Below are 14,708 nucleotides of genomic sequence, written 5' to 3'. Positions count from 1 at the left end.
TATAATTCGCACTTCATAAAATTTAAGATGAGGAAAAACCATGGCCGCATCTTCTCCTAACATGCAGTTTCTCTTATTAAGTGAGCATTTTAATGTGCTCCATCTAGCATTAGAGCGCTTAAGAACCTCACGGCTTAATACACAAGCAAACTTTACCCTCCTAATGCAACATCCCCAGCATGCGGATAAGCTGGCGCATGGGCTTGTGTGTTTAAGTGAACCGACAAGGCTTGATACACCAGAACATGTTAACCTACTAACGCAATATGCCGAATATGCAGATAAGCTGGCAGAGGGGATTAGGTGCTTAAGTCAAGCAGATCCACGGCTTGACACACCAGCAAATGTTGTTCTTCTCATGCAACAAGCCCAGTATGCGGATAAGCTTGCGTCGGGGCTTCGGTACTTAAGAAAAGCACAGCCACGTCTTGACATCCAAGCAAGCTTCACGCTTCTGACGCAACATGCTGAGCATGCGGATACACTGGTGCAGGGACTTCTGAGCTTAAAAGAGCAGCCACAGCTTGATACTCTAGAAAACGTTACGCTACTCACGCAACATGCCCAGTATGCGGATAAACTTGTCTGGGGACTTGAGAGTTTAAGCAAAGCAGTACCCCGGCTTGATACACCAGCAAATGTTATGCTACTGGTAGAGCATGTCGAGCATGCGGATAAGCTTGTGATGGGGCTTACGTCCTTAAGTCAAGCGAGTCCACGACTTGACACACAAGAAAATTTTAATTTGCTAACGCAACATGCCCAATATGCGTATGAGCTGGCGTATGGGCTGAAAATGTTAAGATTAGCGCTGCCAGAGTTTGACACACCAGGACATGTTACTCTATTGGCGCAGCATGCTGAGCATGCAGATAAGCTGATACAAGGGTTTGTGAGCTTAGGCCAAGCGGTGCCTCGACTTGATACACCAGAAAATATTGCGCTAATCACGCAACATGCTTTGTATGTGGATGCGTTGGCGCAGGGGCTTAAGATCTTAAGACAAGCGGAACCCCGGCTTGATACACAAGCAAACTTTATCCTACTCGCGCAACATGCGCAGCATGCGGATAAACTTGCGCTGGGGCTTGTACACTTAAGCACGACAGTGCCGCAGCTTGATTCGCCAGCAAATGTTAGACTATTGATACAACACGTTCAGTATGCAGATAAGCTTGCGCAGGGAATTAGGGAGTTAAGCAGAGCACTGCCACGACTTGACACGCAAGCAAATTTTACGCTACTGACACAACATATCCAACATATAGCTAAGCTGGTGGAGGGGCTAGAGAGCTTAAAACGAGCAGAGCCAAGGCTTGATACACAAGAAAACTTTACTCTCCTAATGCAACATCCCCAACATGCGGTTAAGCTTGCTCGGGGACTTGTACGCTTAAAAGCGCAACCACAGCTTGATACTCCAAAATATGTTACGCTTCTAACACAACATGCCCAGCATGCGGATGGGTTTGCGCTGGGGCTTTTGAGATTAACAGGGCTACCATCGTTTGATACGCCTAAACATGTTGCTCTGCTTGCACAACATGCCCGGTATGCAGATACACTGACGCAGGAGCTTTGGAGCTTAAGCCAAGCAATGCCAAGGCTTGATACACAAGAAAACTTTACTCTCCTAATGCAACATGCCGAATATGTGTATCAATTTGCGCAAGGGCGTATGCTCTTAAGCCAAGTGCAGCCACGGCTTGACACGCAAGCAAACTTTACGCTACTGATGCAACATGCCCAATATGCGGATAAGCTTGCGGAAGGTATAGTGCGCTTAAAGGATATACCACGACTCGACACGCCAGAACATGTTACTCTTCTAGCACAACATGTGCGGTATGCCGATACGTTGGCACAAGGACTTGTGTACTTGGGCAAGGCGGGGCTCGATACACCAGAAAATATTAAGACTTTAGTGAACTATCGCGACTTTATCCCAGAGATATTGAATTACTTCAAGTTGAATGAGTTAATAGCAGGTTCGCGTCTAGACCAGGCAAAATTTGATGAGCTGATCCAAATCATTAAGGTTATTTATCAAGATCGAAAAACGGCATTTATGACTGGCGATCATCCGAGAGTGGGAGCAAACAGTGCTTTGCGATTTTTCTTTTACGGTGAAAATGCCGACCCTAAAAACCTTTCTCAGGAAGTCTTGAGTTTTTTACCTACAGTGTACGCTACATAAAGATGGATTCCCGCCTGCGCGGGAATGGCATGAATTTAGAAAGGTATTATTAGTATTAATATGAAACTAAGGGTTACAGCCTCCAGTATTTGCTTGAGTATGTTGTAGGCTAGAAGGGCCTTTTTTCTCAACTTTCTGCTCGAAAAAGCCACTTTCTCTGCGTGCGGTTAAAGTTAAGCTTTCTTGTTCTTTATCTGTTGAAGCATGCTGTAGGCTAGAAGGAGCTGTTTTTCCGACTTGTTGCTCGAAAAAAACACTTTCTTTGCCTTGTTTTATTGAGGTTAAAATTAAGCTTTCTTGCTTTTTTTGTTCCAGTAACAGATGCACCACTTGTTCAAGACGCGCAACCATTTTATGTATATCAGTAAATTGGGTATATCCATAATGTGCAGTAACACGAATATTATTAGGAGGACGGACGTCTATTTCAAACGTTCCTAATTCATTTGCTGTTTTTAGTAAAGTTTCTATTTGTCTGACATCACTAATGCCCTTTACGCGAAAAACTAGCATGGCTCCTCGTTTCTTAGGATCGTCAGGGGTAATCCACTCAATTTTATCGCCTAAATGTTGCTGGATTAGAGCATGCATATAGCGAGTAAGACATTCTGATTTCGCGTTTAATTTATCCCAGCCTATCTGACTCATTGTTTTGATGTAGGTTTTTACTGGTGCAAGGGCAATAGGGGAGGGATTGCTGCATCTGAAAGCCCATGCTCCTTTTTGCATCATAATCTCAGAATCGTACCCATCAATTAAGTCAAAAACCTTGTCAGAAGCAGCTGCTTTCCAGCCTTGAATTGGTGGATATTTTTCCAAATCTGTATTCTTGTTAACATAAATACCAAAGCCGCTTCCTGCAGAACCACAAATGTGTTTATAGCCACAACCCACCGCGTAGGTGACGGGTAATTCACATAGATTTAAAGTTCTGTTTCCTACGGTATGCGCTAAATCCAAGCCAACAATAATATGGTATTGCTCTATTGTATCCTTTAATTCAGTTAAGATTCGCGTGATGTCAAGACGTTGTCCAGTACTAAATACAATGTCAGATAAGTGCAGGATTTGCATTTGCCCGGCATGTTTTTTGACAAAATCAATAATGGCTTCTTCACTATAGAGTCCTTTTTCATCAGGCAGGATTTTTAGGGTAAGGGAGGAGGGGCTAGGGGCTGGTTTCGACGCACTGAAAACACCAAAACCCTTGGCTGTTTGTATCCCTCTTTTTAATACAGACTCTATGACTGCTTGATCGGAAAAAAACTCTTTTCCTAAATGACAAAAACCAGTTTTTCCTGATTGCCAATCCATGAGTGTTGGTCGATAAAAGGTATCCACCAAACGCCCTAAATTTGAAGATAAGCCTTCTTGAGTATAGAGAAATTCACAAGGCTCAGAAAAGCCTAGCATTGCTTGCATGGCTTTGATGGCTTCTTCTTCAATATCACAATCAAACCAATTACCGCCATGTTCACGAGTTTCGGGGAAATGTCCTTCATGTAACTGCGATGCTTGTAACTCATTAATTCGCTCTATTTCTTTCACAGCAGGTTTGAATACAGGTCCTAAGGAATGGCCGGCAAAAGGAGTCAAACCCTTAAGTTCAAATAGCTCATATAAGCCTTTTAACGGATCAATAGAATCTAAAAAGGCGGCATATTCTTGGGAAAAACCATCAGATTTTTCTGAAATTAAGCGGATAAATTCATCTGGATTAGATGTCATTGCCTCAATCAGTTCTTTCATCGTTCCCTCTAAAGTCAATATGGTTAGGCGGCTATAGTAAGCCTTTCTCTGAGATGATTCTATGGCTGTTATTAAAGAATTTTTGGAGAAAAAAACCGCATTTTTATTCAAATAATTGTCGGGCCTAGACCCGACCTACCAATGCCATTAAATTCCCTCACTTTTTTGGGGAGAGGGGATTATTTGTATTGTAAGGCATAGGTCTTGTAAGTAATTAAATTGTCAGTAATCTCAAATAGTTTACAAAAAGGTAGAATAATTGTATTTTCCGTTGGGATTCTTACGATACTTAAATTGAATCGATTGTCCTATACGTTTCATGGAAAAGTTGACCGCAGAGCGTATCCTTTTATTTTACATTTCAAGAGGTTTTTAATATGAAATTGTTTCGAATGACGTTGCTTGGATTTTTATTTTCTACCACGCTGAGCGCCCAAGCTTTGGCTGCACCAGTAGCGGATACCGCTGCGGTTGTCCCGGTAGATGATTATGAGTTCCAACAAGAGCGAATGAAGCTTACTCCTGATTCTGTGATGGTTCTTTCAACATTTGATAGCGAAGATCATGTTACCGCGTACACATATGCTGGAGTACGTTTATGGAATGCGCCGTTCCATGCGAAAATATTATCATGGCAATTTGCAGGTGATTTTGTTTTTGTTTTTTCTAAAGACCGTAAAGGGACAAAAACATATATTACCTGTCTTAACAGACATACTGGGTCTCTGGTTTGGCAAAAACCTTAAGTGCTTTCATCGAACCGTCGTAGGTTGGACCTTGGGCCGACCTACGTCAAAATGTGTATCATCGTTCGCTATAGCTCACCCTGCCAAGAGTATTTCTTTAAATCAACACAACCCTTAATAATGGCAATGCCTTCTTTTTCTAATAGTTTTTTTTGTACTAAATACTGAGGGGTATCGGCAGGAAAAGAAAGTTTTCCTCCAGATTTTAACACCCGTTGCCAGGGAAGATTATGACTTCCAGTACAAGAGTGCAGAAGCCATCCGACACCACGTGCTCCTTGTGGGTGACCTGCTAGTCTGGCAATATCCCCATAGGTTGCAACTTTACCTCGTGGTATTGATTTAATTAACTTCAGCACTTCCTTTGAAAACTCAGTTTGTGTGTTCATTTTGCGAAAAGTCAGTTCGGTTATTTTTCTATTATAGGCCTTTTACTTAATGTCTCAATTTTCTTAAAATAAGCATTAAATTGATTAGTGTTGTTAGCGAAATATAGTTTTATGCAAAACTCTCGAACATTTATCCTAATTCACGGAGCTTGGCATGCCTCTTGGTGTTGGAAACGTATTGCAAAAGCGCTTTCCTTGAAAGGACATAAAGTGTATACGCCAGATTTGCCAGGCCATGGGAGCTTAAATAATCAAATCAGCGGGTCAATAGGTCTTGCTGATTATGTACATCGTGTTGCGGCATTAATTCAACAGCAACAAGAACAAGTGACACTGGTTGGCCATAGTATGGCAGGGTTAGTTATTTCAGGGGTTGCTGAAATAGTTCCTGATGCTATTCGCGAACTCATTTTTGTCGCGGGTTATGTGCCACAAGATCAGACGTCGTTGTTTTCATTAGCGCAAGAATCCGAATCACATAAACTCACACCTTTTTTAATTATTGATGAGCCTTTACAAGAAATTCGCCTGCAATGTTCACCTCTGTTAGTCGATATTCTTTTTAACTGCTGCAGTAGCGAGGATGTTGAAAAAGCGCTGACTCAATTGCAAGCGCAACCTTTGCGGCCATTTACTGAGTCAGTTCATCTTGGCGAACAATTTACTCGTATTACTAAACGCTCTTTGGTTTGCCGATACGATCACGCGCTATTCCTAAGTGATCAATTACGTATGAGTAGAGAAGTTACTGACAATATTATATATTTAGATGCCGACCATGCCGCCTATTATTCAGGTGCAGGGCAGATTGTAGATGAATTATTAAAATAAGAGAATCGCGTTTATGCAAGAAAAAATTTTAAAAGAGCATAATGTTGCTACTACTTCCTTATTAGCAAACTATTGGAAAAATCAGGCTAAATCTAAAGAGAATTGGCCCACATTAACACAAAAACAAGGCACAAGAGAAAAAGATTTATTTAAAGATCCCCTGATGCAAAATTTTGTTAGTGAACAGGTAAAAGAAGAAGCAGAACAAAGATTAGATAAAAGAATGTGGCTGCCTTTAGCGACGAGAACACGCTTTTTTAGACGAACCGTATCCGATGCGGTGAAAAACAAAGAAGTAAAGCAAGTCATCATTTTAGGCAGTGGCTTTGATACCTTACCTGCTCGCAAAATGAAATATACACAGCAATTGGGTGTGCGCTTTTTTGAAATTGACCAGCCGCAAATTTTAAAATGTAAAGAACAAATTTATGCGGAGCAACAGGTTAACAAAAATGCTACTTATATCGGGCTGGATTATGTTAAAGGCGATTTAATTGCAGAATTAACAAAAAATGATATTGATTTCACAAAACCAACGTTAATTTTATGGGAAGGCAATACATTCTATCTTGAAAAAGAAGAGGTCATTAGAATCTTACGTGATTTATCTAGTAAATTTAGCCACTTAATTATTACCTTCGACTATATGCATGCTTTGATGCAAACAGGAAAACAACAATTGGACTCATCTGCTAAAGAAAAAAGTCTAGAAACCACATTAGATGAGTTTGCCAGTAAAAAATCGCCCTTCAAAACATTTTTTGAACCCAATGAAATTGTTTCTCTTTGCAAAGAGCTGGGAATACAATGCGTGGATCATAAAACAGCCGCGGAGTTAGCTAAAGAATATCAAGTGGATCAAGCTCCATACTATACAGCTGAAACTTATTCGATGGTAACGTTTCAGGGCAAGTAGAAAAATGTAGCCTGGTTGCTTGCAACCAGGAGCTGCTAAATTCCATAAATTGATAAAGTCCAAATGAAGTCCTGGTCCCAGCTGCAAGCAGCCAGGCCAGGTTACTTATTTAATTCAACAAACATGCCTCTCATGAGACTATACTAATAATAAATCAGCGATGTTTTTAAAATGGAATATGCTATGAAAGTTTTTAATAATATGAAGATGTATACTTCTTATCTAGAAAGCCTCTACAAGCATATTTTTGCAAATACGCCTATCTATAGCTGGGGATATTTCTATTATGATTTAAACGGACGTTGTCTGCAGTTGATGTCAGATAATTCGCTTCTCGATGTGTTCCTTAAAAAGGAGTTATTTACTGATCAGATTATCAATTCGCTTCAAAGAGAGAGTGACTTTTATGCGTCAGATGTTATGAATGACGGGATGTTAGCAGATTCACTCAAAGAAACATTGGTTGAGCAACGATATGTTTATTTTTTTGATATGGTTCATGAGCATGCGGACTATACAGAAATTTATACTTTTGCATCAACTTCCAGTGCGCAAAAGTCGAATAATTTTATTCTTAATAACATCGATATTTTAAAGGTAATCAGTCAGGATCTTGCTACTCGTGGTAGGCGGTTATTAACTAAGGACAATACCCTAATTTTACCGAATGATTTTAATATTGAAATGAATGCCCTCGCAGAGTCATATGAACCCGACCATTCCCTAAATTTAAAAAAAATCATTTTGGGGCAAAAAGAGAATTCCCCAAAACTGCATGAAATGGTCAATGATACAGTGTTCGATTTTAATACTCTGCCGTTTAACTTTATGTCTGCAAGACAACTGACCTTAAAAGAAAAAGAGATTATTTACCTTTATTACTATGGTTTTAATGTGCAACGTATTGCAAATATTTTAGAAGTATCCAAACGCACTGTGGATAAGCACCTCGAAAATATCAAGAAAAAACTTGATTGTGACAGTACAGGTCAGATAATTCCTACCTTATTACGATCGAATATTTCTATCAATCAATTTATCCAAAAAGCCTAAGTTATTAGAGGAAGTGAGGTATCTCTTAGGTCTGAGGTGACTTAGGTGGTTTCGATGGATCAGGAGAGGCTTGGTTATCTTGGGGATCTGCTGGTTTACTAAAAAAACTATTCGCTGCATGAGACTTAGCGTGTCGTTCTATCCTTGGTTCCTCAAGAGGTGTGTTAGGAGGCGTCGCGTTGATGGGAGAATCAGAAAAACTATGTGAGTCTGGAGATATTGATCGTCTTATTACGGGAGATCTTGCTGCAATTCTGCGTAATCCTATATGCATAGCATCTTGGATAGAATATAACTCTTCAAGCAATTTTATATCATGGCGCAGGGCACTAAAGTCTCTTATCCACGCTGATGCATCTTTCGCTATCTGAGCACTACTTATTCTTATTTCTTTAAGATCAGCAATAATTTGATCAAGCTCAGCTGATGTTATTGATGCAGGAGTATCTCTTAACTTTTCAACAAGGTGAATGCTTTTAAAATCTTTTTTCTTTGGAAGCGCTTCGTTAAATGCATTGACTTCTATGAGTATCCAAGTCGCTGTTTGTTTGCAATTTTCTATATGTGCTTCTATAGATGCTTTGGCACATTGACAGGTAATATAATGTTTTGCCTGCTTCTTAAGTTCGACGATTCGTTCAGCACTGACTTCCGGTACGGTTGATTCGAGGAGTTTAATTAATTCATCCAATGTTGCGTTTAACCTTTTGCTGTCTGCCTTTTGATCTTTAATATTGGGGTCGGTCAGACATTTTAAAATAAAATTATCTTCTGTCATGAGTTTGGCCAAAAGACGTTTAAGAGAAGGCCTTTGTGTGATTAAATCCATAAAATGGGGGTCGTGATTAAAGACACATAAAGGCGTAACAAGAGGCACTCCCTTATTCTCTGGATGAGTTGCAAAGAATGCATTAGCTTCCATAAGTGTCTTTAGAATAGACAGAATTTCGGTATCTTCTTTAAAAACAGGAATGGAGGATTGAGGTGTCCCATGATGTGCTGCCCCTTCCATTAACGTTGCGATTATTGAGTATGAACGCAGCATATCTTCTATAGTACCTTTTTGATTTTTTGCAATCTCTCCGGCATCACTACGTTTTACTGTTTTCTTAAAACCATAGATGTTTTCATGTCCTTTGATTCCGCTAATTTTGGTAGCCAAAAATCGACGCAATTTATCTCCACCTTTATGCATTGCTTGATCAAAATGCCCCGTTCCAGTCAAAACTACGGGTTCAAATAACATTAATAATTTGGGCTCATGTTTTAAAAACTCTGGGAAATTTTTGATTTGTCCCTTTCTTTGCATTGGTTCGTAGCCATCATATTTGCTGCTTACATCTACAGGTTGATAGCCAAGCCTTAATGCGGAAGGTTTGCGATATTCTCGACTTAAAACGGAGCATATAAAATGTATTTGAAAATATTCATTAATAGGGCTCATTTTTTTATCAAATCTTTTTTCATAATCAGGCCCTTCTTCCAATGCGGCGAATTCAATGACTTTTTTGATAGGTTGCGATAATTGACTGTATTCCAATACAGCTATTTTTTCCCTTGCTTGCAAAGTTTTTAACTGCATTTCATGTCTTACTTCGCTTACAATAGAATCTAAATTATTGGGATTCATACTTAATAGCTTCGCTTGATTTGCAGCATCAAGTGCGCTCCGCCATTCTTCCGGCGTTAGTGTGGCAGTCCCAACTTTTTCTACTGCTTTAGTTATAGTTCCACAAGATCTGTTCTTTAGAATAGATAAATATTGTGTCATCTGATCTTGGAATTTTGAACTAATGCGGCTACTCGTGCTCTGTACCACTTTGTTCATATGGATCAACATTTCGTCGGTAATGGTGTCAAGTGTTTCTTGAGCAAACTCTTTAGCTAACTCCCTACGTATTTCTGCTAATGATATTTCTCCAGCAGCACCTGTTATCACCTCGACACTTTCAGGGTTTATATTTCGTAAAACTTGTCCAATGACATCGCCGACAGCCCCAGCCCCAACAACTCCCAGAGCAACTTTGAACAGGGCGGCGACTAATTCTGTTCTCGCCTCTTTGCTTTTACTGTCTTTTTCAAATTCTTCATTGATCGTGCTTACAGTAGAAGCTATAGAATGTTGAATCGAATCAAGTCCACTTACTAAGTTAATATGAGCGTTCGATAATTTAGATATGGCAACTGGGACGCCAGCAGCTGCCTCAGCATCTTTTTTTATATTTCTTTCTGTCTCTATTAGAGTAAGCTCGGTTAATAAATATTTTTTATATTCATCTAACATGTCAATTTGAGCTTTCAAAAACTCTCTTGCTGCAAGCTCTTTTTCACCAGCTCCAGTTTTGATTTGAGGATCTTCTCTAAGCAATTTCAAGAATTGTTCTAATTGACCAATATTGCGAAACTGACCATCCTCTACACCAAATAATCTGCCCATTTGTTTATGATTTTTTATACCAAGTTCAGAAATTATTTTGCGGAAATCATCTACTTTCCCTAAATTAGATGGGACTACTTCTTGATGTTCAGCAGCCATAATTCTACCTTCACCAACGTGATAGTTAGCTTCAAGTGTTGTTGTCTATATTATAGACAACTTATAAAAAAATAATTCAATTAAAAGGTCTGTGTAGCGCGAGTTGTCCGCGGTATCCAGTTGTTTAGGGATATGAATGAGCACCTTATGGATGACGCGGACAAGCACTGTCGAGTTTAAGGCTAACTGGAAGTTCCCGTTTGCGTAGGAATGACATATGTACCTACCAGCTTAGAGGTGATTTACGGAAATAATTAAAGGGCAGTATATACTTAATTTATCGATCTAAATTATTAGGCTAAATATATGCCATTGCCACCAAGAAAAGCTGTAATGAATCGGTTTGCATTGTTGGACAGGATATATAATGTGGGAGCACTTGATGCTCATTTTCAGTCATTAATTGCCCCTCCTACTCCTCCAGTTTTGCATGATTACTTCACATTACTTAGGGAAGGAAATAAAGATAAATTTAAGGGGTTTTTGGATAAATATGGAAAGGAAGAACCTTTAATGGCCAAAGTGTGTCAGGCCCATTTTCTGATCAATACTGAAGCGGATAGCCCCTTGATCTTGTCGTTAATTGACGAATTAAAACAGGCACATCTTGGCATAGGCTATAGGTTTGAAGCTGAAGTTTCCAAAGATGAGAATAAGAAACTTCAAGATTTACAAGCTGCACATGAACTAGGTGATGAATGGGCAGCTGGACTCATAGGCAACAAATATCTTAATTATTTGCACGAAAACTTAGTCAATAACAAATACTATAATTTTCCTAGGTTAGGTATTAATCCAGCGCGGGAACTGAAGTTAGCAGGAGAGAGAGGAGACCCACAGGCGATACAGCAATCATTATCATTTCTTGAAAATGTACCGCAAATGATTAAGGACTTAAATCCTGTCAATGCAGCTAAAACATCAGGCTATGAATTGAGTTTGTTGCCTGATGATGCAGCCAGAGAAAAAAATAAAATCTATCTAAAAATTACTGATGATGACTTGACTTATGAGTTACTTGATCAACAAGGTCAATTACAGACAGCGAAGATTCCATGGACAGATTTAAATTTCAGGATGAGGAACAATCTGTTCCAAGCTCAAAAAGATATTCTTTTACCCTTAGTATTAAAGGTTGTTGCAGATAAAGGCCATGTGTCTTTTGACCAATCATTTTTTGATGATAAATTAAACTCTGTATTGAAAGGTGCAAAAGAATTAGCGACAGATGATGAGGAATTATCTATGCATCTTGAACAGGCTCGCGATGCACTTGGTAGAAAAGATTATGTAGAGTTAACCAAACTTGGCGAACAAATGCATGGATATATCAATGCAACTTATAAAGAAAAACAAAATAATAAAATGAATGAGGCTTTAGTTCAAGCAAGGTCCTGGAGTCTACCTGTAGGTGTTTATCTTAGAAAGGATTTAAACATCCTTTTCGATCATTATCAGGAAGAAACGAGTAGAATACGTAATGGAAATGCTGGCAAGGTATCAAAAATTGACGAAATAAATATAGAGTCATTACAGCGAGCGCAAAAGGACTTATTGCGAATTAATGAAGAACCTGATGATGAAAAAATGCATGAGCTTTTAAATAGCCATATCCAATCTACAGATACAGAAATCTCCAAGCTTCCTCATCCTAATGCATTTGTACGAGGATTGGAGGCTCTAATTAATAAAATAAGATCAAATTCTTCAGAAGAAGGACGTTTTAGTTTTAATCATAAACAAAAATTTGACTTCATGAACCGCTTTGCGACGATTAAACAAAAACTGGAAGTTTTAAAACAAGCAGATCAACCAGAACCGAAAAATGACCCTTCGGACAGAAAAGGCTTAGGCTTAAATTAGTACCCTTAAAAGTGAAGAACTATCCCTGGCCATGTGTTTGCATAAGTATCATGATGGTATATATTTAATTAAAGTGCTTTTTTATAAGTCAATAATGTCTCAGCTCAAAATAGATGGCTATAATTTTTCAACAGAAGGTGATACCAAAAAACGCAATGGTCCTTCTATCGGGCTTGCAAAAATGCAAGGAGCATTTGGTGAACCTCCCAATATGATACTCATGCAACATCAAGAAGATGATGTGTCTGGAGAGATGATGCCTGGGTTTAATCTCTTATCCGAGGTGGAACAAGAGTTTGCGTTAAAAGAAACGGCTAGGCTCATGCAAGAAAAGTATGGAGACAAACAAGCCGTTGGTTCGACTCTAACTTCATTGGTTGCATGGAAGGATCCGCAGACCAATCAACTGCATGGGGTGACCAGTAATGTTGGCGATAGTCTTGCGATTTTTGTCATTGTTGGCGCCGATGGACAAGTGCGTGTCGCCAAGCAACTCAATGAATTGCATGAGAATAACGATAGAAATGCTACAGGAATAGATATAGGGGTTACTCGCTCCATAGGGGACAGGGCGCAAGAAAAAAATAAACTAAGGCATGATCCTGATATCACCCGTGATGTCATTCCGCTACAAGAAGGGGATAGGATATTTGCAATCGCAGCAACGGATGGGATTTCCTCATACAATAAGTTTTTCAAAACAGACGCGTTAACAACCGCTGAAATTGCGGAGACTGTAAGTCAATTTATCGCGCAACATCCTGGTTCAGGTCCAGACGATATTGCAGAAGCTTTAATATCCAGAGCTTATGCGGGAGGAAAGGGCTCAACAGATAATATTTCTTTAGTTGTCGCCGAAGTGGGTACCGAGCCTGTTTCACTTGTGGCCGCAGATGGGCATCAAGTTAAAATGGATGCTGTTAACCTTGGGGAAAAAGGAGACGATGTTTCCAAAGCTATTGCAGAAAACTTTCATTCCCAATTACAAAGCCAAATAAAATTCAAGCCACAAGATTATATTGATGCCTTAAGAGAGGGAAATTATCCATTGGCAGCAGGTTTGGGACGGTTTCTATATACGAAGTATATGCCATTAAATGATGGAGAGGTCTTAGGCGCTGACGAGGTTACTCCTTTAATGGCAAGTTTACTTGCGGAAACAGACATTACTTCTGCCGACATAGCAAATATTCAACATGGAGTCTTAAGCCTGCCTTTTGGGCTCGAGTCGCAGTATTATATGACTCAAATAATGTCTGGAGCTATAACGTTATTAAGCAATGAAGCAGCGTTAATGAAGCAAGAAGGGAATCAAGGCAAATCAGCAAAAGATATTCGCCAAATGGTCCGGGATGAAATTAATGTTGCAATTACAGGACCTACATATAAGGAAAAAAATAGAGCCCAAGAAGTAATAGCAAATATAACTAATGCAAAAAGCAGTAAAGAGCTGGAAGCTTTGCTGGCTAAAGAAATGACTATCCAGAAAGTATTTGCTTTTGTTGTTGACCATTTAATAAAAGAAAATGTTGGGCAAATACGAGCAAAGGGAACGCGACTTATTCATCATCTCAATAATATAGAAAATCATGTAGCAGAATTAAATAGGGAGGCAGATAAATTAGAAGCTGAGATAGAGGTCCTAAAAAAAGACTTGGAAAATCTGTATAATAAAATTGGCAAGCTTCCTAAAGATGACTTCATGGCGCAAAAAAAGGCATTAGATGACAATATTGCATTAAAGAAAGTCCATCTAAGAGAAACGATAAAATTAATAAGTATAGCCAACGGGCATAAGCATATGGCCGAGGATCAGCTTTTGATATTGTGTAATAAACCAGAAGAGTTTAATAACGACCATATTTTGCACCATTTAAAAGGAATCACGAACAAGCGTGGAGAGGTTTCAGCAAAAAAAGCTTTGGAAGGACTACCCGTTGAAGCGTTTTTGCAAGAAGTACAGCAACAAATCGAATCCTATTTAGACTTTTTAGATAAAAAACCTGTCGAAAATCCTGATAAAAATCCAAGGTTATTAGATGCTTATCATGCCCGTAAAAATGCTGCTGAAAATATGCTTATCTTTATTAAAACGGCTAGTTTAAGAACACCTCAAGAGACAATCATCAATTTACAACATCAGGCTAAAACTATTGAAAGTAACCGTCCTGGTATACGAGAATTAGGCTTTCTTGGTTGGTTGAAAGATTTTTTTATATTTTGGAAAAAATCGGAGATGACAAAAATAACCGATGACACGTTAAAAAATGTCAATTCAGTTTTAGCATCTAAAAAAACTGAATTCAAAGAGCAGCCAGAGAAGCAAGTCCCAGAGGAACCAGCGCCTGTGGAGCAAACGAGTTCCGGTCCTGAGCCTGACGAAGAGGATATCGAGCTAACTACGTTTAAAACCCATCATAATATGTAG

10 protein-coding genes are annotated in these 14,708 nt (G+C 39.1%); 7 read left to right on the top strand and 3 right to left on the bottom strand.

All coding sequences use genetic code 11. The features are described 5' to 3' along the window. Positions 1–40 precede the first annotated feature (40 nt). On the top strand, positions 41–2,197 hold the full coding sequence (locus BGO44_RS10555; protein ID WP_273200151.1) for a hypothetical protein: 2,157 nt from the start codon (positions 41–43) through the stop codon (positions 2,195–2,197). 66 nt (positions 2,198–2,263) lie between these two features. Here BGO44_RS10555 and BGO44_RS10550 read toward each other — a convergent pair whose 3' ends face one another. Beyond that, positions 2,264–3,946 (bottom strand): aminotransferase class V-fold PLP-dependent enzyme, encoded by a 1,683-nt coding sequence (locus tag BGO44_RS10550; protein WP_273200149.1) that lies wholly within the window; start codon positions 3,944–3,946, stop codon positions 2,264–2,266. A gap of 377 nt (positions 3,947–4,323) precedes the next feature. On the opposite strand from BGO44_RS10550, the gene BGO44_RS10545 reads away from it, so the two are divergent. Continuing rightward, on the top strand, positions 4,324–4,692 hold the full coding sequence (locus BGO44_RS10545) for a hypothetical protein (RefSeq protein ID WP_273200146.1): 369 nt from the start codon (positions 4,324–4,326) through the stop codon (positions 4,690–4,692). 68 nt (positions 4,693–4,760) lie between these two features. Here BGO44_RS10545 and BGO44_RS10540 read toward each other — a convergent pair whose 3' ends face one another. Further along, on the bottom strand, positions 4,761–5,081 hold the full coding sequence (locus BGO44_RS10540; protein WP_273200143.1) for an MGMT family protein: 321 nt from the start codon (positions 5,079–5,081) through the stop codon (positions 4,761–4,763). 111 nt (positions 5,082–5,192) lie between these two features. On the opposite strand from BGO44_RS10540, the gene BGO44_RS10535 reads away from it, so the two are divergent. The 3 genes from BGO44_RS10535 (at position 5,193) to BGO44_RS10525 (ending at position 7,881) form a co-directional block, all read left to right on the top strand. Beyond that, positions 5,193–5,912, top strand: a complete 720-nt coding sequence (locus BGO44_RS10535; RefSeq protein ID WP_273200141.1) for an alpha/beta hydrolase — start codon at positions 5,193–5,195, stop codon at positions 5,910–5,912. Between the two features lie 13 nt (positions 5,913–5,925). Continuing rightward, positions 5,926–6,828, top strand: a complete 903-nt coding sequence (locus BGO44_RS10530; RefSeq protein ID WP_273200140.1) for a class I SAM-dependent methyltransferase — start codon at positions 5,926–5,928, stop codon at positions 6,826–6,828. A 183-nt stretch (positions 6,829–7,011) separates the two neighbouring features. Next, the gene (locus BGO44_RS10525; RefSeq protein WP_058512220.1) at positions 7,012–7,881 is read left to right on the top strand and encodes a helix-turn-helix transcriptional regulator; all 870 of its coding nucleotides are present in this window, start codon (positions 7,012–7,014) and stop codon (positions 7,879–7,881) included. Positions 7,882–7,906: 25 nt separating this feature from the next. Here BGO44_RS10525 and BGO44_RS10520 read toward each other — a convergent pair whose 3' ends face one another. Then, the gene (locus BGO44_RS10520) at positions 7,907–10,417 is read right to left on the bottom strand and encodes a hypothetical protein (RefSeq protein ID WP_273200138.1); all 2,511 of its coding nucleotides are present in this window, start codon (positions 10,415–10,417) and stop codon (positions 7,907–7,909) included. 333 nt (positions 10,418–10,750) lie between these two features. On the opposite strand from BGO44_RS10520, the gene BGO44_RS10515 reads away from it, so the two are divergent. Together BGO44_RS10515 and BGO44_RS10510 are read left to right on the top strand one after the other, a co-directional pair. Continuing rightward, positions 10,751–12,280 (top strand): hypothetical protein, encoded by a 1,530-nt coding sequence (locus tag BGO44_RS10515; protein WP_157070787.1) that lies wholly within the window; start codon positions 10,751–10,753, stop codon positions 12,278–12,280. Positions 12,281–12,374: 94 nt separating this feature from the next. Next, entirely contained in the window at positions 12,375–14,708 is a 2,334-nt protein-coding gene (locus BGO44_RS10510; protein WP_058512223.1) for a PP2C family serine/threonine-protein phosphatase, read from the top strand.

This window comes from Legionella sp. 39-23 (genome assembly GCF_001897665.1).
Lineage (GTDB): Bacteria > Pseudomonadota > Gammaproteobacteria > Legionellales > Legionellaceae > Legionella > Legionella steelei.
Note: the sequence above shows the minus strand (reverse complement) of the source record. Positions and strands in the feature narration are given on the sequence as shown.